Here is a 17356-nt window from a genome sequence, read left to right as displayed (position 1 = left end):
TTCAAGCCATGGAACGGGGACTTGAACATTGAAAATCATTCCAATGGCTGAGCTAACTTACAGAGGACTTAAGTACACTCAAAACAAATCCGCCAAAAGGTCACAAGAAGTGCACTTGCAATATTGTGGTCATGAAATCATGAGTAAAAGAATCCATGAAGCAATGAAAGCAGAGATGGGTTAATAAATAAAGTCCAAAAAACTTAATTTCCAACACATATTAGAATTTTTAATTATATATCATTAATTTATAATTTTTTAGAAATAAATAACCAAATAGATTTGATTATTTGAATCAACATATACAGATTTAATTATTTGATTCCTTTATTTATATACTCTTTAGTTTCAAACATGCAATACGAACCAGGAACAATAGATTGTCATATTTTCTTAGAATGCAAAGAGCAAATAGAGAAAATGCTACTCAGATTAAACAAAGTAGAAAATACTGAACATATTTGCGATCAACTACAGTCTGTTTACCAACAAATAGAAGGTATGCACGAGTTGAAAAAAGTCAAACGAAAAAAAATACTATCTAATAAAGAATTGATTAAATAAATTCATAAGATATACAAATTATTCATAGATTTTTGATTTTGTATCAATTAAGTCTTAACTTATTCAACTAAATTCCTATAACTATTTTATCAGAAAACCCGTTCCTAAGTTTTCTGTAGGGAGGTCACCACTACTGGGAAGGGTTTTGACCTCCCTCCCCAATCTTAAAGAAAACACAAGTTTATCTAATGAATTTACTAATTAAATCCTAGTTTCAAAGTTCCCCAAAGATCAAATGCGCCAAATAAAAAAGCTATAAAAACCAAGTCCCATGCTTTCTGCTTAATAGCCCATGGGGCAAAAAAGACCTCACCAATCCCATGAAGAGCTGCTCCTATTCCTAGATGATCTAAAACCAAAAGTCCATGTGATAATAAAAATAATCCGCTAGCGAAGTATCTCAAAAATATATCGTAAGTTATGAGTTTAATTTTTTTTTATGTTCGAAAAAGTTATCGCTGTTGCGGGGATAGATTTAAAGGTTTTAATCATTTCATCAACCAAAAGTTTTTTATTTTTAATAGTTGATTTAGCCATGACTTAATAATATTTTATGTGATCTAACTTATTAATATTTTTCATAATCTTATGTATCAATAATTGCTTTGTGAGCTAACTAGAACAAATAATATTTGATGCCTTTTAGTAAAATCAAATACTCTTCTTCTTTCCCAAAAGATAATTAATTCGCTAAAAGTGAATTAATTAATACAGTTAGATATATTTATTCCAGTAATGTTTGGAACAAATAATTTTTTTAATGAAACTCAATTTTGTACCGGTTAATATTTTTCGAGAGACTCCTGAAGTAACTTTTTTAGATGCCAGTGTTGAAGGTTCAAATGGTAGTGATGTCGTTATTCATAGAGGAGGAGCAACTTCACCTCCTGATTTAAATGGCTTTGAGCAATATTATGTACACCATCATCAAACAGATAATAATCTTGTACTTGAGGGAGATAGAACCTTCACACTATTAAATCCTCTTTGGGATGAACCCCATCACATAATTTATCTCCATAGATTCATGGGTGCACTTCAAATACCTATCGGTACATTTCATAGATCAATATCTGGGAAGGATGGAAGTATTGTTATCAATCAGGCAATTAGAGATAAACAATTTGAAGCTAATAAAGAATTTAATCCTATAAGTATTGAAAACAGAATTGATCTACAACGAGCAAAATCTACAGAGCCTATTATCTGGTTATGGAAAGATGAAAAAATTAAGAGAATAAAAGATTCTCTATTTCTAAAAGTAGCTTAACTAAAGCAGCTCCAAATAAACCTAAATTAATTACATATATGTAGTATCTAAGAAATATTTATTTTAGATACTATTTCCATCAATAAAATAAATAGTAAGCCTGACATGGCAATTCTACCATGGAATATCTCAGTTTTACTTAGTCTTTCAAAAGACATGTACTAAAAACAAGTTGTTCAATTTATAACCAACTAAATAAATAAAACAAGTATTTAAAAATGCATTTTAATATTAATTAAATGAATTAGTATTATTCCAAAGAATCAAAGACGACGGTCCAAAAGATCTTGTATCTTTTATAACAGACTGAAAATAGTATGATAAATGATCATATAAAAAAGATTTAGTAATAAATGAGTCCACTCTTCAAATGCCTGGGCTGTGGACAAAATATCGAAAGGTCAACAAAGACTTTTTGGAAAAAAAAAAGGTCATATTCTTTGCTCTACTTGCCAAGACAAAATAGAGCAAGAAACTGCTTTTACTCAAACAAAATAGACTTAAACACTAAGGAACTTCTCTACCACAGCTTTACTTAATTCACTAGTTGGTCCATTTGCAACTATGCCTCCGCGTTGCATTGCATAATAACGATCTGCTTGCCTCACAAAATGCAGATGTTGCTCTACCAATAAAACCCCAACACCAGTCTCACTAATGATCCTTTTAACTGCAGACTCAATATCTTGAACGATATTCGGTTGTATTCCTTCAGTTGGTTCATCAAGTAAAAGCAACTTTGGTTTCCCAAGTAATGCTCGAGCAATTGCAAGTTGTTGCTGCTGCCCACCGCTTAAGTCACCTCCCTTACGAGCTAGAAATTGTTTTAAGACAGGGAAAAGTTCATATACCAATTCATCAATCTGTTTATGCTTTGCCAGACCTCCTGGTAAAGCTTCCAATCCAAGTTGAAGATTTTCCTCGACAGTCAAATAAGGTATTATTTCTCGTCCTTGGGGAACATATGCAATTCCGGAACGAGCCCTTTGATGAGGTGGCTTTCTATTAACAAAATCTCCATTATAAACAATCTCTCCACGCCGTGGAGTTAATAACCCTATTAAAGATTTAAGCAAAGTTGTTTTACCTACTCCATTTCGACCTATAAGACAAATCATCTCACCTTGATTGATATTCATATCAACATCTCGAAGAATATGACTTTCGCCATAGTAGGTATTCAAGCCTTTTATCTGAAGCATAGTCATTATTCTTCCTCCTCCGATTTACCTAAATAAACCTCTATCACTAATGGATCTTTTTGTATGTCACTCATGGAACCCTCTTTCAATACATGACCTTGATGTAAAACACTAACAGGGCAATCAAGTCTACGAATAAATTCCATATCATGATCAATGACTAAAACTGTATGATCACCCGCTAAAGATTTAAGAAGATCAGCAGTTAAATCTGTTTCTTCATCAGTCAAACCAGCAACAGGTTCATCAACAAGTAAAAGATCAGGGTCTTGTCCCACTAGCATCGCAATCTCAAGCCATTGTTTTTGACCATGAGAAAGCGCTCCGGCCCTTATATTGGCTTTTGATTGAAGGTTGACAATACTCATCAAATGTTGAATTTGATCTAAATGCTTAACCTTTAAACTATTCATCAACAACGACAAAGGAGTTTTAGGTCTACTCACTGCTAGAGCTAGGTTTTCTTGCACAGATAAATTCTCAAATATCCTAGGACTTTGAAATTTTCTTCCAATCCCTTTACGCGCTATACGAAACTCTTTTTGACCAATCAACGATTTTTCTTTAAAAATCACGTCACCCTTTGTAGGTGCTACTTTCCCTGTAATCACATCTAAGAATGTAGTTTTACCTGCACCGTTGGGACCAATCACTGCTCTAAGATCACCCTGATTCAAAACCAGATTAAGATCTCTGAGAGCAAGGAATCCTTCAAAACTAACTGAAATTTGTTTTAGCTCTAGTAATGGAGAAGTCATGATTTCACCTCACCTTGTTCATTGACTTCAAGACTTGGATATGTTTCTAATTTTTTATTAATCCCAAGTAAAAACAATAATTTCTTTGGACCGTCTTTCCTAATCCATCCTAGTACCCCCTCTGGAAGAGCTGTTACAACAAGAATAAATAATCCACCTTGAATAAACATCCAGCTTGCTGGTAATGCTTCACTTACCAAACTTTTTGCATAATTAATTAAAACAGCTCCAAGTATTGCACCTAGCAAAGTTCCTCTACCACCCACGGCAACCCAAACAACCATTTCTATAGAGAAAGGGACAGTCATAAACTGTGGAGAAACTATTCCAGATTGAACTGTATACAAAGCCCCTGAAATACCAGCTAAGCCTCCTGCTATTGAAAATATTATTGTTTTAAAAATTACCGGATTATAACCAGTGAAACGAACTCGAGCTTCATCGTCTCTAATTCCAATAAGGATATTTCCAAATCTATCTCGAACAATCCACCGGGCAAAAAACCAGGCAAGTATTACTAAAACAGCTGATATCCAAAAGAACCATCTTTGCATTATTTCTGAACCTACCATTTGTCCAAAAAGTTGAGTCACATCTGTTTTCAAACCATTTGTTCCATTAATCAATTTCTGCTGTCCATTAAAGAAATTGAAAAAAACCAAAAGAGCCGCTTGTGTAAGGATTGAAAAATAAACACCTTTTATTCTATTTCTAAACACTAAATACCCAAGAAAACCTGCAATAATAGCCGGTATCAGCCAAATGGAAATAAGAGTAAAAATTGAACTTTTAAAAGGTTCCCAGAAAAATGGAAGCTTTTCGACTCCATATAAACCAAAAAACTCAGGGATACCATTTGGGAATTCTCCTGCACTATTCAATTGGAGGAACATCGCAGCACAATATCCACCAAGTGCAAAGAAAATTCCTTGACCTAAACTCAACATTCCTGTGAATCCCCAAATCAAATCCACTCCTAATGCCACTATTGCAAGCGATAAATATCTTCCTAATAGATTTAATCTAAAAACAGGAAGCACTGAGGGTGCAGCAATAATTAGGGCAATAAGTAATACCCAAATAGTTAAGTTAATCCAACTTTTTTTTGTAGAAAAAATACTCATCAATCAAGACTCCACCATTCTTCCTTTTTGTGGGAACATCCCAGTTGGTTTAAATTGAAGGAATATTACTATCAGAGCAAATATCATTACTCTAGCCATGCTTGTTGTCGCAAAAAAATCTATTGTTGAATAAAGAGGGGAAGGCATATCTGGCCAAATGGTAAGTAGTCTTCCTGCTCCTATCAAATCAGTCATTATTCCAATAGAGAAGGAAGCAAGGATTGTTCCTAATAAATTGCCCACTCCACCAAGAACAACAACCATAAAACATCCCACAATGTAATTTCCACCAACATTTGGTCCGACTGAGCCAAGGAGTGAAACTGCAACTCCTGCAACACCAGCGAGACCAGAACCTATTCCAAAAGTAATAATATCTACTGTTTCAGTGGATATACCTAAACAATCACTCATTGGTCTATTTTGAGTTACTGCTCTAATTCTCATTCCCCAAGCTGTTTTATCAAGAAAGAAAATTACTACTAAAACAGATATTAAGGTAATGAGGATTATTAAAAGACGCGTTTTAGGAAAAGTAATTCCAACAAAATCAATTCCACCTCTCATCCAAGAGGGAGCTGTAACATCAACATTCCTTGCACTAGCGCGACTAAGTTTACTTACTAAAGACGATAAAACACCTCCTGTTGCTACACCTAATAAAGCTGAGAACCCCCAAGTACATGCTCTTATTAATTTACCTTTTGCACCATGAAGTAAGTCATCAGAAATAAATAGCGGTGTAAACAGGCCAAAGAAAAGTGCTATTACCAAACCACTGGCATAGGCCAGCGGAACACTTCTAACAAATTGTTGAAGGATTAGGCTCACTCCCCATGTGGCTAAAAGTGTTTCAAGAGGACTTCCATAGAGACGTCTAATAACTGTTCGCTCTAAAAGAATTCCAACTGTTCCACTAACTAAAAAAGCAATACCAATTGCAACTATGACATACGAATCATAAAAAGGTTTTAAGAAAGAAACTTGTTTGAAAATTAATTGGGTTATGTATGTTGAATAAGCACCAAGCATCATCAATTCCCCATGAGCAAGATTGATGACACCCATTAAACCGAAGACAATTGCTAGTCCCAGTGCTGCGACGAGCAAAACTGAGCCAATAGCAACGCCATTAAAAAGGCTTTCAAGAATAAGTTGCACTAGCTTGGTTGATTTTTTTAAAGAAATAAGGAGCCCGAAGGCTCCTTATTAGAATCTATTTATAAGTCAAAAATTGAATCACATCCTATATTTTTCACCTTTCTTAGGATCAGTCCAATCACAAGCATAACCTTTTGAACTTGGATGTTTTTGGTTCCATGCTTGTGGTTCAACTACTCCAGTTTCTTCAAGGATAGTAAATCCACCCTCTGCGTTGATTTCACCGATTCTCACTGTTTGAGATAGGTGATGATTTGCCATGACTTCTACTGGCCCTTGGGGAGCATCGAATGTCTGACCAACCAATGCTTCTCTAACAGCATTGTCATCAAATGTTCCTGCATCTTCAACTGCCTGCTTCCAAAGATAAACCATGTTATAAGCAGATTCTTGAGGATCAGCTACGACACGATCACTACCCCATCTCTTCTTAAAACTCTTAGCAAATTTCTTAGAAGCTGGAGTATCAATAGACATCATGTAGTTCCACGCACCATAGTGGCCTTCAAGGAACTCAGGTCCAATCGTACTAATCTCTTCTTCCGCAATGGAGTAGTTCATTACGTAATAACCATTGGAAGGAGTAATTCCTGCGTCCTGGATTTGTTTAAAGAAAGCAACGTTTTGATCACCGTTCAAAGTGTTAACGATGATTCCACCATCAGGAAGAGCAACTTTAATCTTGGAGATAATAGGAGCTACCTCTGTATTACCTAAAGGTAGATAGTCTTCTCCAACAACTTTACCGCCAAGTTGTTTAACTTGAGCTTTAGTAATTGTGTTAGAAGTTCTTGGGAAAACATAATCAGAACCAACTAAGAAGAAATCTCCTCCAGCCGCTGGTGAGCGCTTGTACATGAAATCAGTAGCAGGCTCAGATTGCTGATTAGGAGTCGCTCCTGTATAGAAGATGTTATTGGAGCACTCTTGTGCTTCATATTGAATAGGGTAATAAAGGAATGCATCTTTAGATTCATAAACCGGAAGCATTGCCTTACGACTAGCAGAAGTCCAGCCGCCAAAGACAACTGGTACTCCATCCTGATCAATTAACTTCTTGGATTTCTCAGCGAAGGTAGGCCAATCCGATGCACCATCTTCAACGATGTACTCAATTTTATAGCTTTTACCGTCGACTGTTACACCGCCAGCTGCATTAATTTCCTCAATAGCCATTTTCTCTGTATCAACAAGAGTTGATTCGGAGATTGCCATTGTCCCCGATAAGGAGTGGAGAATTCCAACAGTTACGGTGTCATCAAAGTTGCTTGAGGAATCTGATCCACCACAAGCAGTAACAGTTACTGCCAATGAGGCAGTAGCTAAACCTGCAAAAATGCGCTTTGAAAGCTTCATGAATTACTAACTAAATTCGTTGTTTGCCCAACTTGGGGGTTTACGAAAAGTATCCAACTGAACACCCATCTTTTTGTAGCAAATGAAACTGTTTTAGCTATTTCAGTAAACGAAGATGCATTTCAGTATTCGTTCATACCTTTTGACGATCAGAAGGTATCTGATTACACAAAAACTCTTCAATTATTTCTATCCCTTCCCCTGTTTTTGTATTGGTAAAGCACCAGGGAAGATTCTCCCGCATTAATAAAGTATCCCTCTCCATTATTTTCAAGCTTGCGCCAACCATTTCAGCGAGGTCAATCTTATTGATCACTAATAAATCCGAACGTGTTATGCCTGGTCCACCTTTCCTGGGTATCTTATCCCCTGCCGCGACATCAATAATATATATACATATGTCAACTAACTCAGGGCTAAAACTTGCAGCAAGATTATCTCCACCACTTTCAACAAATACTAAATCTAAAGTTGTAAATTTATGCTCTAGCTCTTCAACCGCAATACGGTTTATAGAGCAATCTTCCCTTATCGCTGTATGTGGGCATCCTCCAGTTTCCACTCCTTTGATTCGTTCTGGTGCTAAAGCCTTTGAATTAGTCAAAAATTTCGCATCTTCTTGAGTATAGATATCATTTGTTACTACGGCGATCTCTAATTGATCTTTAAGGTTTTCACATAGTCTCTGAATGATAGCCGTTTTACCAGATCCAACTGGACCAGCTATTCCAACTCTTAATTTACTTTCCATTAGCTTCTAAATAATCTTGAATAAAGTTCTACATGCGACTGTTGTGCCATAATAGCTCCTACATCGCTAACCCAAATTTCTTTAGGATTCTGTTCCAATAAGTAACTTGCTTGAGACTTAATAAGTACTAGAGATTTCTTTTGAAGCTTTTGAGCTTTTGTTGGCCCTAATGACAATAGCCTTAATGCCGCACTTAATTGATTGGCTACCCAGCTATATAAATAACCCTCCACCATATCAATTTGAGTTATGTCCAAGCATACTCCAGCCCAAGCCCAAGCTATAGGCCATATCAATTTCTTTTCATGATCAGGAAGAGGATGATCCAGATCAATTAACAGCTGTAGTAAAGATTCGCCCATTTGTTTTTGTTGAGATCTAACCTCCGGAGAATCTCTTAATGAACCAAGCCAAGAATTCCACTCTTCAATAATTAACTTATATTGAACATCTGTATGATCACTCCAATTCGCTAAATCTCTCATTAAGTGCGAAATTGAGCTGGCCTCAATTGTTATTTGACCTCGAGAAAGTTCACTTTCAATCCAATTGAAAAGTGTCGTCTCGTCATACACTTTTTTATTTTGAACAAGCCATTCTAACCCTTCTGAGTAACTAAAGGCGCCAATTGGTAATGATGGGCTCATTAATTGTAAAAGCTCAAGTTTCATAAACTGAATTAATCAATCCTCATACTCGTAAGCACCTATCTCAGGAGAAAAAGGTCTTTGAAAAGTTTCTATTGAAAAGCCTTGGCCTTCTAACATCTTTTTCATAACTACATCATTGAGTAAATATAACTCTTTATCGTGCAACTCAATCTCAACATGTCTATTGCCTAAATGATAAGCAGCTTTTAACAATTTCAATCTATTTTCTGAGCTAATTCTTATTACATCTTCATGAGCAGCCTCTATGCTTACAAAAATTTGTGAATTCTCACTTTTCAATACCTCTCCAGGGATCAAGCGGCCTCCTCCTCTAGGCAAATTTAACATCACATCAGTTCCATCTAAAGTTGATCGTTTGCCCCTAAGCTGAGTCCTCTCTTTTGCAGACAAAGGAAGTAAGAGGCATTGTCCAATGACTTGAGCACTAATTCTCTTAGTGAGATAGATTAATTCGTGAGACAAGCTTCAATTCTTTATAGATTTCAATTTTATAGATCATGTCTACCAGATCAGAAATTTATTATTTTCTCAAAACCAATTAAACAAAAACGATAAATCTATTTAATGACCTCTCAATGGCATGGAACTTGTGATCTAAGGCTTTACAAGAAGCCAAAGTCTAACAATAGAGATATTGTCAAAACAATTCATCAAGCAAAATGCACTGCTCCATTAAAATTAATGAAGGTTTTCAATGATAAAAAAGATGGGAGATGCGAAATACCAATTCTCCATAGTGCTGGTGGAATTGTTGGAGGTGACCAACTCACAATAAATATAAATGCTGAAGAAAATAGCAGTGCTATTTGTTCTTCGGTAGCAGCTCAAAAAGTTTATGGAAGCAGAGGTAGATCAAAACTAAATCCGCAAGGAAGATGGGCAAATCAAAAATGTTTTTTTCAAATTGAAAGAAATTCTGACTTTGAATGGATCCCTCAAGAATTAATTGTCTATCAGGGAGGTCTTTTCGAACAAAATATGACTGTTAATCTTGATCCTTCATCGAGCTTTTTATGTGTTGATTTGGTTCGCTTGGGAAGGACTGCTGCGGGAGAAGAACTTGGTAGTGGAGTATGGAGATCATCTTTGGAAATCTTTAGGGAGAATACTGAAGGAAAGCATTATGAATTTAGTGATCGCTTAGAACTAGCCGGAGACGCTCTAAAGTCCATTCATGGCTTAGAAAAGCAACCAGTATTTGGATCTTTAACTTGGATAACACCTAAAGAAATCAAACAAAAAGATTTGTCTGATTTATTAGTCAACTGCCGACAACAAAGAGATGCACTTGAGGGATTTATGACTTGTAGCCTTCTTAAAAATGGCATATCAGCAAGATACACAGGCTCATCAACACAATCAGCTCGATTTTGGTTTTATAGAATTTGGAGACTTACTAGAAGTTTAAGAAAATTAAGCATGCCTCAATACATGAGGATTTGGCCAATGCAAGAAAATCCATCAACAGACATAAAATGTCCATCATGAACTTTTAAGCATTTCTTTGCTAGTAAAATGAACTTCTAACTATTAAAAAATGTACCTAAGCCCTCAAGAAAAAGACAAATTACTTGTAGTTACCGCTGCTCTTTTAGCAGAGCGAAGATTAAAAAGAGGTTTGAAATTAAATCATCCTGAAGCTGTTGCTTGGCTTAGCTTTCAAGTACTTGAAGGTGCTAGAGATGGCAAGAGTGTCTCAACCTTAATGAACGAAGGAACTACATGGCTAACCAAAGAACAAGTCATGGAAGGCGTGCCCGAACTCATCCATGAAGTTCAAATAGAGGCTGTTTTCCCCGATGGAACGAAGCTTGTAACACTTCACAATCCAATTAGCTAACTACAATTATGTCTTATTTAATTCCTGGAGAACTTATTCCAGAAGATGGTTTTATTGAACTCAACAAAGGAAGAGAAATCACAACTCTACTAGTCGCTAACACCTCCGATAGGCCAATACAAATTGGCTCTCATTATCATTTCTTCGAGTCAAATCAAGGTCTAGAATTTGAGCGTCAAAAAGCTCTCGGCAAAAGATTAGACATCCCAGCTGGTACTGCTATCAGATTTGAGCCAGGTGATCAAAGAAAAGTTAATCTTGTTCCTTATGCAGGAGATCGTAAAATTTTTGGGTTCAACGGACTTATAAACGATTCACTTCAACAATAAAATGCCTTTCAAAATTTCTCGCCAAGCCTATGCAGAGACTTATGGTCCTACTAAAGGCGATCGCATTAGACTTGCAGATACAGACTTAATACTCGAAGTTGAACAAGATCATACTCACTATGGAGACGAAGTTAAATTTGGTGGTGGTAAAGTTATTCGTGATGGAATGGGACAATCACAACAAAGCAGAGACAATGGAGTAGTAGATACTGTTATTACAAATGCACTTATCCTGGATTGGTGGGGAATTGTTAAAGCAGATATTGGTATTAAAGACGGGAAGATCTCAGGTATCGGAAAAGCTGGCAATCCTGATACTCAAGAAGGTGTCAACATTATTGTAGGAGCTAGTACAGAAGCAATCGCTGGAGAAGGAACTATTATCACTGCAGGAGCTATTGATAGTCATATTCATTTTATCTGTCCACAACAAATAGAAACGGCTTTAGCTAGTGGGGTTACCACAATGCTTGGAGGAGGGACAGGTCCAGCAACTGGTACTAATGCAACTACATGTACGCCAGGAGCATTTCACATCTCAAGGATGCTGCAATCCGCGGAGGGTTTTCCTGTTAATTTGGGATTCTTTGGGAAAGGCAATGCGACTAATAAAGCAGCGCTAGAAGAACAAGTAAGAGCAGGAGCTTGTGGATTAAAACTTCATGAAGACTGGGGAACGACTCCAGCTTGTATTGATTCTTGCCTCAGTGTCGCAGACCAACTAGACGTACAAGTTTGTATTCATACAGATACCCTAAATGAAGCTGGTTTTGTTGAAGATACAATTCGGGCAATAAAAGGAAGAACAATTCATACCTTCCATACAGAAGGAGCTGGCGGTGGTCATGCTCCTGACATTATAAAAATTTGCGGGGAATCTAATGTGATCCCTAGCAGTACAAATCCGACCAGACCCTTCACTCTAAATACTCTTGAAGAGCATTTAGACATGCTGATGGTTTGCCATCATTTGGATCCTAAAATTCCTGAGGATGTTGCATTTGCTGAATCAAGAATACGTCGTGAAACTATTGCTGCTGAAGACATCCTGCATGATTTAGGAGCCTTTTCTATTATTGCGAGTGACTCTCAAGCCATGGGAAGAGTTGGAGAAGTTATTAGTCGAACTTTTCAAACTGCCCATAAAATGAAAGTTCAAAGAGGATCATTACCAGAAGATAATAAAAGGAATGATAATCATCGCCTGAAAAGGTATATATCAAAGGTAACTATTAATCCAGCGATCGCTCATGGAATCAGCGGTCATGTTGGGTCGATAGAAGTTGGAAAACTAGCCGACTTAGTACTATGGAAGCCAGGGTTTTTTGGAATCAAACCTGACTTAGTAATCAAGGGAGGCTCTATCGCATGGGCTCAAATGGGAGATGCAAATGCCTCTATTCCTACCCCTCAACCAGTGCATGGTCGCCCGATGTTTTCTACCTTTGGAAAGGCAATAAATCCTACTTGCCTTACTTTCTTAAGTGAGGCCGCGATAGACAATGGTGTACCAGAACGACTCAAATTAGAACGTTCTTATGCTGCAGTTAAAGACACAAGAAAGATATCTAAACAATCAATGAAACTAAATAATGCAAGACCGAAAATAGAAGTTGACCCTCAAACATATGAAGTGTTTGCGAACGGAGAGCTTTTGACTTGTGAACCAGCGGAATCATTACCACTTGCACAAAGATATCTATTGCTTTGAATAAATAATTAAATAACTAATGGACTAAGCCGCAATTGGATCTTCTTTCATAGAAGCAGAAACTCTGAGACGTTGTTCTAAATTTGGCCCATAAGACTCTATCCCCCAAATTTCCAGCTGCGAGCCTTCTGGTGCCACTGATGAAAAAACTTCTTGGGGGAAAATAGCTCTTTCTAAAAAAAATCTATCTGGTCCAATACATTTCAATATGACCATGCTTGAGGTGATGTTTCTATAAGAGAAATCGACCATGACGAACAATTATTTGACGAAATTAAAACAAAATAATAAAAAAGTATTTGTAATTTTTTATACCAAAGATAAAGTTTAAAGTATAAAATAATTCCAAAATAGTTCAGCATGAACGACTTCTTCTTGAGCATTTAGTTAAAAAAAATAAAAAGATTATGTTTTCTACTACAACAAGAATTAAAATAAAAGAAATACTTAACCGAATAGAAAACAATCAGTCAGTTACCTTAGAAGAGAGGATTTATCTTAATAAATTGTCAAATGTTTCTTCAGTTGTATCAGGATGGGTTAATTCTTCTTTAGGGCCTGAAGCAAGCTCAATAGATAATGATTAGAAATTAAAATTTAATTTCAAGTATTAATTAACAAAACTGCAAAAGACATGATTTTCAATTCTCATCAAAATAAAAGATAGTTAATGATTCAAAAACCATAAGCCACTATTTTTTGCCAAGTTCGACAATAAAAAATCTTGATGAAGTTTAGAAATGTATTCGCCGATACGCGATAGTTTCTAGGAATGTATCTCTCAATACATCGTATTGAATTGTTAATTAGGAAGATATGTTTGATCTTAATTTGTGTGAGGACACAATGAAGTTTTTTCAGCGTTTGCTGGTAGCCCCTGCTGCTTTGGGCCTAATGGCTCCTATTGCAGTGAATGCAGATACTGCATTCTCATCAACTACATCTCTTTCTGGTGGTGCTGTTTTCACTGTTGGTTCTGTTGCCGACGGTGGAACAACTGATACAGAAGAAGAGCTCTATATGCAATATGGATATGGACTGGATGTAACTTCCAGTTTTACTGGTGAAGACATGCTTTACATGGGCATGGAAACTGGTAATGCCAGTGGTCCATTGGCAAGCATGGATAGCTCAGTAGGTGGCACTGGTGCTATTACACTGCATTCTTTATTTTATGCATTCCCTGTTGGCGATCTAGAAGTAACTGCTGGTCCTTTGGTTGATCAGGATGATGTTGTTGCTGCAACTACTTCTGCTTACTCAGACGCTTTCAGACTAGGCAGTATGCCTTATTCGTTAGCTGGTAGCGAAACTGGTCCTGGTGTTGGTGTTGCGTACTCCAACGACAACGGCGTAGTTGCTTCTGTTAGCTTCGTTTCAGTTGGTGGTACTGATGCAACCACAGGTATCAATTCTGATGATGCTGATGATGTTTCAACTTTCACTCTTGGCTATGACGGCGACGGCTTTGGTGGCGGTCTAGTAATTGCTTCTAACGACGGTGAAGGTGGAACAACTGGATACGACACATTTGGTGGTGGTATCTACTACAGCCCTGAGTCAATCCCTGCAACAATTAGCGTTGCTTATGACACAAATGATCCAGAAACTGGTGCAGATGCAACTGATTTGTTCGTTGGCATTGACTACGAAGTTGGTCCTGGAACATTAAGTGCTGCATACAATTCAACTGATATTGACGGTAGTGATTCCGAAGATTCAACAGGATTTGAAGTTTCTTACAGCTACGGACTTAATGATTATGTCTCTGTAACAGCTGGATTCTTCACAGTAGAAGATACAAGTACTGGTGATGACGACACTGGTGTAGTTGCTGAAACTTATTTCAGCTTCTAAGACTTACAAGTTAAATTTACAAAGCCTCCTATTGAAATAGGAGGCTTTTTTTTGATAAATAGAAAAATAAATTTTAATAAACAATAATATTATTTAATAGATTTATTATTATTTTTAGAAGTACATTTGATTTGCGCTTCATAAGCATCAAGCTTCTCCAATCTCACAAAATCTTCATAGGGATCAGGATTATTTTGTTTGTTAATTTTAATCTTTCTCATGTGATTTTATAAAAAATAATTAATTTATATTGTTTCTCATGCTGCAATATCAGATTTCAAACCCCTGTCACGACTGCCTTTGAACCATCTCATTTGATGGGTCATACGATGTCCATCAGGATACAGATAATTACGATTCTGAATTGCTTGAATTGGAATTACCTTTTCGTTTTTATTAATAATGTCTTGAGATTTATCAGTATTATTTTGATTTAATTCCATAAAAAATAATTTCACTAAACTATTAAAAACACCAAATCAATAGATTGATGTTCGTCATGAACAAAGTGATGATTCTCAGACGAAAATAATCCAATCAAAAAAAATCACTATCTAAAATTATTTCTAAAAATTTGTTATTTATTCAAATTGAATTTCTCATGAAGAATAAAGGCAGCTAAATTAGCTGCCTTTATAACCTAAAAATCAATTTTATCTATATTTTTATCTTAAAAATATTTAAAAGGGAAAAATATCTTATCAGGACCCGCAAGCATGACAGAAGCAGCGATAAGGGCAGTTACTACTTGAACACCAATAAATTGTTTTTGAAGATATTTATATGAACCAGTTTCAGAAAGCTCAACTGTTGGTTCATTCTCAGGTAATCCATAATAATAAATTTGAGAGATCTGAAAAAAGATAACCAATCCTGCAATTGCAGCTAAAGGATTAAATCCGCCAAATGTGATTGTTGAAAAAGGAATTGTTGAGTAAAGCATTAAAAAGGCATTGCTCTGAACTTCTTATCATTACAGCATTAATTTTAGAAAATGCTTAATTCGCTAATAGACTGAAATCTAAAATTAATTAAAATTCAAAAAATATAATTTATCGAGTTACAGACAGTTTTACTGTCAGAGGTATGAAAAATTATTTTTAATCTAATTAATTGTTTTTAGGTCTAGCTTTTGTAACCCTGATAGCTCTCCCCATCCATTCAACATCTTGAAGATCATCGATTGCTTTTTGTTCTTGAGCATCATCGCCCATATCAACAAAAGCGAAACCTCTTTTTCTTCCAGTTTCCCTTTCTAATGGGAGCTTACAATTAGTGACTTCACCATAACTGCTAAAAACGCCAACAATATCTTCAACCTCAGCATCAAATGAGAGGTTCCCTATGTAAATAGTCATTGGATAACGGACCTATGAAATAATAATGAATGGTCCGAAAAGGGGAAAACCTCAATAATTTGGCTAATGAGCAAAACTTGAAGAAAGCTATTTGGATAATTCAACAAATATTCTAGATCTTTTTCTCCCAAAAAGGACAAAACAAAAATATGCTTTATCGTCCTGTAAAATTATCTGATAGCATTTTTTATCTTTTTGACTCAAGTAACTGTTGGAGAAAACGAAGGCATTGAATCAGCACTTCGCCGCTTTAAGCGTCAAGTTTCCAAAGCTGGCATCTTTGGAGAATTAAAGCGCCTGCGTCATCATGAAACTCCAGTTGAAAAATATAAGCGCAAATTGCAACAAAGACGCAGAAGCAGAAGAAGATAAATACAATTTCATTCTCTTACTAGTTCAATCAAATGGAAAGAGAAAACTGTTGGGTTTGGTTCAAAGGCTCACTCAAAGAAGGAGGCTCATGGAAGGGAGGATTTACATATAAAAAGGATGACAACTCAGGCGTCCTTATTCAAAACCCAGGATATGTACAATGTAGAGTTCCAGACTGGCGAATAAGCACTACAGAGCCACCTGATAAATCTATAGGACCTAAGATACCTGATAATGCTAATTGGAAAATTTTATAAATTTAACAGCCACATAATGAATATTTTTTTGACTTTCGATTACTAAATTGCTAGTTCATATTCACGCTAACAAAAGGAGCTAAATACTTAACAACAGCTGGCGTGATTAACAAAACAGCTATCAATCTAAATGCATGAATTGCTGCAACTGCAGCTCCTACCCCAAGTTCTGCTCCAACCAGGCTCATACCAAGAGTCCCTCCAGGAGCAGATCCTAGCAAAGCTATTAATGGATCAATTCCAAACAAACGGACTACCAGGGCTCCAACCAAGAGGCCTGTAAAAATTAAAGTAAAAGTAATTAAAATAGCTGGCTTCCAAAGAGTTTGTAACTCTGTGAGAGTATCTCGATTAATACCCGTACCAATAACAGTACCTACTCCAATTCCAAGCAAAGTTTTGGTGCCTATAGGCCATTGCGCAGGTTCAAATTGGCCACTTATACTTAGGCATCCCGCAGCCAAAATCGAGCCTAAAAGAGGAGCAGCAGGAATACCACTAAGCAGCATCAAACTCCCAAGAGCAGCACCACTGAAAATGTATATGATCAAAGTCATTGCAGAATTCATAATCCAATCATTAAAGCGATGGCTTTAGTCTGATCTATTTTTTGTTTTTTAAATCAATTGTTCAATATCAATTTAAAAAAGCCTTTATAAAAACTTTATCTTTCAATTAGATTGTCATCTTACTAGTTGCAAAAAATATAAAAATGACCTCTATAACTAAGTTTTGACTGGATTTGCAATGGACTTTAGTTTTCTTCCTTTTGAAT

Annotated in this window: 27 protein-coding genes; 11 read left to right on the top strand and 16 right to left on the bottom strand. The window is 36.2% G+C overall.

Annotated features, from left to right (window positions below):
• Positions 1-43 precede the first annotated feature (43 nt).
• Complete coding sequence (locus SIB75_RS01285; protein WP_413683640.1) at positions 44-184, top strand: hypothetical protein; 141 nt, start codon at positions 44-46, stop codon at positions 182-184.
• 170 nt (positions 185-354) lie between these two features.
• Entirely contained in the window at positions 355-564 is a 210-nt protein-coding gene (locus SIB75_RS01280; protein WP_413389196.1) for a hypothetical protein, read from the top strand.
• A gap of 197 nt (positions 565-761) precedes the next feature.
• Here SIB75_RS01280 and SIB75_RS01275 read toward each other — a convergent pair whose 3' ends face one another.
• The gene (locus SIB75_RS01275; protein WP_413683639.1) at positions 762-968 is read right to left on the bottom strand and encodes a hypothetical protein; all 207 of its coding nucleotides are present in this window, start codon (positions 966-968) and stop codon (positions 762-764) included.
• Between the two features lie 356 nt (positions 969-1324).
• Between SIB75_RS01275 and SIB75_RS01270 the strand changes: the two genes are divergently transcribed.
• Positions 1325-1834 carry a hemagglutinin gene (locus SIB75_RS01270; RefSeq protein WP_413683638.1) on the top strand — a complete coding sequence of 170 codons (510 nt, stop codon included), beginning with the start codon at positions 1325-1327 and terminating at the stop codon, positions 1832-1834.
• A gap of 47 nt (positions 1835-1881) precedes the next feature.
• Here the strand turns inward: SIB75_RS01270 and SIB75_RS01265 are convergent, their stop codons facing one another.
• From SIB75_RS01265 to ureE, 9 genes are all read right to left on the bottom strand, one after another.
• On the bottom strand, positions 1882-1992 hold the full coding sequence (locus tag SIB75_RS01265; RefSeq protein ID WP_413683637.1) for a chlorophyll a/b-binding protein: 111 nt from the start codon (positions 1990-1992) through the stop codon (positions 1882-1884).
• A gap of 342 nt (positions 1993-2334) precedes the next feature.
• The gene (gene urtE / locus SIB75_RS01260; protein ID WP_413683636.1) at positions 2335-3042 is read right to left on the bottom strand and encodes an urea ABC transporter ATP-binding subunit UrtE; all 708 of its coding nucleotides are present in this window, start codon (positions 3040-3042) and stop codon (positions 2335-2337) included.
• Positions 3042-3794 carry an urea ABC transporter ATP-binding protein UrtD gene (gene urtD, locus SIB75_RS01255; RefSeq protein ID WP_413389200.1) on the bottom strand — a complete coding sequence of 251 codons (753 nt, stop codon included), beginning with the start codon at positions 3792-3794 and terminating at the stop codon, positions 3042-3044. Before urtD ends, urtE begins: the two co-directional genes overlap by 1 nt.
• Complete coding sequence (gene urtC, locus SIB75_RS01250) at positions 3791-4918, bottom strand: urea ABC transporter permease subunit UrtC (RefSeq protein ID WP_413683635.1); 1128 nt, start codon at positions 4916-4918, stop codon at positions 3791-3793. The genes urtD and urtC overlap by 4 nt, the downstream gene beginning before the upstream one ends.
• A gap of 3 nt (positions 4919-4921) precedes the next feature.
• Positions 4922-6079 (bottom strand): urea ABC transporter permease subunit UrtB, encoded by a 1158-nt coding sequence (gene urtB, locus SIB75_RS01245; RefSeq protein WP_413678577.1) that lies wholly within the window; start codon positions 6077-6079, stop codon positions 4922-4924.
• 78 nt (positions 6080-6157) lie between these two features.
• Complete coding sequence (urtA, locus tag SIB75_RS01240; protein ID WP_413683634.1) at positions 6158-7435, bottom strand: urea ABC transporter substrate-binding protein; 1278 nt, start codon at positions 7433-7435, stop codon at positions 6158-6160.
• A gap of 133 nt (positions 7436-7568) precedes the next feature.
• Positions 7569-8186: an urease accessory protein UreG gene (ureG, locus tag SIB75_RS01235; RefSeq protein ID WP_413683633.1), complete on the bottom strand. Its 618-nt coding sequence runs from the start codon at positions 8184-8186 to the stop codon at positions 7569-7571.
• Positions 8186-8857, bottom strand: coding sequence for an urease accessory protein UreF (locus tag SIB75_RS01230; protein ID WP_413683632.1), 672 nt, complete (start codon positions 8855-8857; stop codon positions 8186-8188). Before SIB75_RS01230 ends, ureG begins: the two co-directional genes overlap by 1 nt.
• A gap of 12 nt (positions 8858-8869) precedes the next feature.
• The gene (gene ureE / locus SIB75_RS01225; RefSeq protein ID WP_413683631.1) at positions 8870-9319 is read right to left on the bottom strand and encodes an urease accessory protein UreE; all 450 of its coding nucleotides are present in this window, start codon (positions 9317-9319) and stop codon (positions 8870-8872) included.
• Positions 9320-9421: 102 nt separating this feature from the next.
• On the opposite strand from ureE, the gene SIB75_RS01220 reads away from it, so the two are divergent.
• The 4 genes from SIB75_RS01220 to ureC are packed head-to-tail and all read left to right on the top strand — an operon-like array spanning position 9422 to position 12737.
• A complete protein-coding gene (locus SIB75_RS01220) occupies positions 9422-10345 on the top strand; it encodes an urease accessory protein UreD (RefSeq protein WP_413683630.1) in 924 nt (307 codons plus the stop codon).
• A 49-nt stretch (positions 10346-10394) separates the two neighbouring features.
• Complete coding sequence (locus tag SIB75_RS01215) at positions 10395-10697, top strand: urease subunit gamma (RefSeq protein WP_413683629.1); 303 nt, start codon at positions 10395-10397, stop codon at positions 10695-10697.
• A gap of 8 nt (positions 10698-10705) precedes the next feature.
• Positions 10706-11026 (top strand): urease subunit beta, encoded by a 321-nt coding sequence (locus SIB75_RS01210; RefSeq protein ID WP_413683628.1) that lies wholly within the window; start codon positions 10706-10708, stop codon positions 11024-11026.
• Position 11027: 1 nt separating this feature from the next.
• On the top strand, positions 11028-12737 hold the full coding sequence (gene ureC, locus SIB75_RS01205) for an urease subunit alpha (RefSeq protein ID WP_413683627.1): 1710 nt from the start codon (positions 11028-11030) through the stop codon (positions 12735-12737).
• Positions 12738-12761: 24 nt separating this feature from the next.
• Here the strand turns inward: ureC and SIB75_RS01200 are convergent, their stop codons facing one another.
• On the bottom strand, positions 12762-12989 hold the full coding sequence (locus tag SIB75_RS01200) for a DUF1830 domain-containing protein (protein ID WP_413683626.1): 228 nt from the start codon (positions 12987-12989) through the stop codon (positions 12762-12764).
• A gap of 155 nt (positions 12990-13144) precedes the next feature.
• On the opposite strand from SIB75_RS01200, the gene SIB75_RS01195 reads away from it, so the two are divergent.
• Positions 13145-13324, top strand: coding sequence for a hypothetical protein (locus SIB75_RS01195; protein WP_413683625.1), 180 nt, complete (start codon positions 13145-13147; stop codon positions 13322-13324).
• A 259-nt stretch (positions 13325-13583) separates the two neighbouring features.
• On the top strand, positions 13584-14594 hold the full coding sequence (locus tag SIB75_RS01190; protein ID WP_413683624.1) for a porin: 1011 nt from the start codon (positions 13584-13586) through the stop codon (positions 14592-14594).
• 89 nt (positions 14595-14683) lie between these two features.
• Here SIB75_RS01190 and SIB75_RS01185 read toward each other — a convergent pair whose 3' ends face one another.
• The 4 genes from SIB75_RS01185 to SIB75_RS01170 all read right to left on the bottom strand — a co-directional run bounded on the left by SIB75_RS01185 (position 14684) and on the right by SIB75_RS01170 (position 15952).
• A complete protein-coding gene (locus SIB75_RS01185) occupies positions 14684-14815 on the bottom strand; it encodes a hypothetical protein (RefSeq protein WP_413683623.1) in 132 nt (43 codons plus the stop codon).
• A 36-nt stretch (positions 14816-14851) separates the two neighbouring features.
• The gene (locus tag SIB75_RS01180; RefSeq protein WP_413683622.1) at positions 14852-15052 is read right to left on the bottom strand and encodes a hypothetical protein; all 201 of its coding nucleotides are present in this window, start codon (positions 15050-15052) and stop codon (positions 14852-14854) included.
• Positions 15053-15264: 212 nt separating this feature from the next.
• Positions 15265-15537 (bottom strand): hypothetical protein, encoded by a 273-nt coding sequence (locus SIB75_RS01175; protein ID WP_413683621.1) that lies wholly within the window; start codon positions 15535-15537, stop codon positions 15265-15267.
• A 166-nt stretch (positions 15538-15703) separates the two neighbouring features.
• On the bottom strand, positions 15704-15952 hold the full coding sequence (locus tag SIB75_RS01170; RefSeq protein ID WP_011295404.1) for an RNA recognition motif domain-containing protein: 249 nt from the start codon (positions 15950-15952) through the stop codon (positions 15704-15706).
• A 195-nt stretch (positions 15953-16147) separates the two neighbouring features.
• Between SIB75_RS01170 and rpsU the strand changes: the two genes are divergently transcribed.
• A complete protein-coding gene (gene rpsU, locus SIB75_RS01165; RefSeq protein WP_011295405.1) occupies positions 16148-16324 on the top strand; it encodes a 30S ribosomal protein S21 in 177 nt (58 codons plus the stop codon).
• A 32-nt stretch (positions 16325-16356) separates the two neighbouring features.
• Positions 16357-16581, top strand: coding sequence for a hypothetical protein (locus SIB75_RS01160; RefSeq protein WP_413683620.1), 225 nt, complete (start codon positions 16357-16359; stop codon positions 16579-16581).
• 50 nt (positions 16582-16631) lie between these two features.
• On the opposite strand, the gene SIB75_RS01155 is transcribed toward SIB75_RS01160, so the two are convergent.
• Complete coding sequence (locus tag SIB75_RS01155) at positions 16632-17150, bottom strand: AbrB family transcriptional regulator (RefSeq protein ID WP_413389217.1); 519 nt, start codon at positions 17148-17150, stop codon at positions 16632-16634.
• Positions 17151-17356 lie beyond the last annotated feature (206 nt).

The sequence above is a fragment of the Prochlorococcus sp. MIT 1011 genome, assembly GCF_047305235.1.
Taxonomy (GTDB): Bacteria; Cyanobacteriota; Cyanobacteriia; order PCC-6307; family Cyanobiaceae; genus Prochlorococcus_B.
This window is presented reverse-complemented; position numbering and strand designations above follow the sequence as displayed.

Coding starts and splice junctions, on each gene's coding strand:
- SIB75_RS01160 (WP_413683620.1), top strand. CDS start 16,357: ATGGAAAGAGAAAACTGTTGGGTTTGGTTCAAAGGCTCACTCAAAGAA.
- SIB75_RS01280 (WP_413389196.1), top strand. CDS start 355: ATGCAATACGAACCAGGAACAATAGATTGTCATATTTTCTTAGAATGC.
- ureC (WP_413683627.1), top strand. CDS start 11,028: ATGCCTTTCAAAATTTCTCGCCAAGCCTATGCAGAGACTTATGGTCCT.
- SIB75_RS01270 (WP_413683638.1), top strand. CDS start 1,325: ATGAAACTCAATTTTGTACCGGTTAATATTTTTCGAGAGACTCCTGAA.
- urtE (WP_413683636.1), bottom strand. CDS start 3,042: ATGACTATGCTTCAGATAAAAGGCTTGAATACCTACTATGGCGAAAGT.
- urtC (WP_413683635.1), bottom strand. CDS start 4,918: ATGAGTATTTTTTCTACAAAAAAAAGTTGGATTAACTTAACTATTTGG.
- SIB75_RS01170 (WP_011295404.1), bottom strand. CDS start 15,952: ATGACTATTTACATAGGGAACCTCTCATTTGATGCTGAGGTTGAAGAT.
- SIB75_RS01230 (WP_413683632.1), bottom strand. CDS start 8,857: ATGAAACTTGAGCTTTTACAATTAATGAGCCCATCATTACCAATTGGC.
- SIB75_RS01220 (WP_413683630.1), top strand. CDS start 9,422: ATGACCTCTCAATGGCATGGAACTTGTGATCTAAGGCTTTACAAGAAG.
- urtA (WP_413683634.1), bottom strand. CDS start 7,435: ATGAAGCTTTCAAAGCGCATTTTTGCAGGTTTAGCTACTGCCTCATTG.
- urtD (WP_413389200.1), bottom strand. CDS start 3,794: ATGACTTCTCCATTACTAGAGCTAAAACAAATTTCAGTTAGTTTTGAA.
- SIB75_RS01195 (WP_413683625.1), top strand. CDS start 13,145: ATGTTTTCTACTACAACAAGAATTAAAATAAAAGAAATACTTAACCGA.
- SIB75_RS01210 (WP_413683628.1), top strand. CDS start 10,706: ATGTCTTATTTAATTCCTGGAGAACTTATTCCAGAAGATGGTTTTATT.
- ureG (WP_413683633.1), bottom strand. CDS start 8,186: ATGGAAAGTAAATTAAGAGTTGGAATAGCTGGTCCAGTTGGATCTGGT.
- SIB75_RS01265 (WP_413683637.1), bottom strand. CDS start 1,992: ATGTCTTTTGAAAGACTAAGTAAAACTGAGATATTCCATGGTAGAATT.
- SIB75_RS01190 (WP_413683624.1), top strand. CDS start 13,584: ATGAAGTTTTTTCAGCGTTTGCTGGTAGCCCCTGCTGCTTTGGGCCTA.
- SIB75_RS01215 (WP_413683629.1), top strand. CDS start 10,395: ATGTACCTAAGCCCTCAAGAAAAAGACAAATTACTTGTAGTTACCGCT.
- SIB75_RS01175 (WP_413683621.1), bottom strand. CDS start 15,537: ATGCTTTACTCAACAATTCCTTTTTCAACAATCACATTTGGCGGATTT.
- SIB75_RS01200 (WP_413683626.1), bottom strand. CDS start 12,989: ATGGTCGATTTCTCTTATAGAAACATCACCTCAAGCATGGTCATATTG.
- SIB75_RS01155 (WP_413389217.1), bottom strand. CDS start 17,150: ATGAATTCTGCAATGACTTTGATCATATACATTTTCAGTGGTGCTGCT.
- SIB75_RS01285 (WP_413683640.1), top strand. CDS start 44: ATGGCTGAGCTAACTTACAGAGGACTTAAGTACACTCAAAACAAATCC.
- SIB75_RS01185 (WP_413683623.1), bottom strand. CDS start 14,815: ATGAGAAAGATTAAAATTAACAAACAAAATAATCCTGATCCCTATGAA.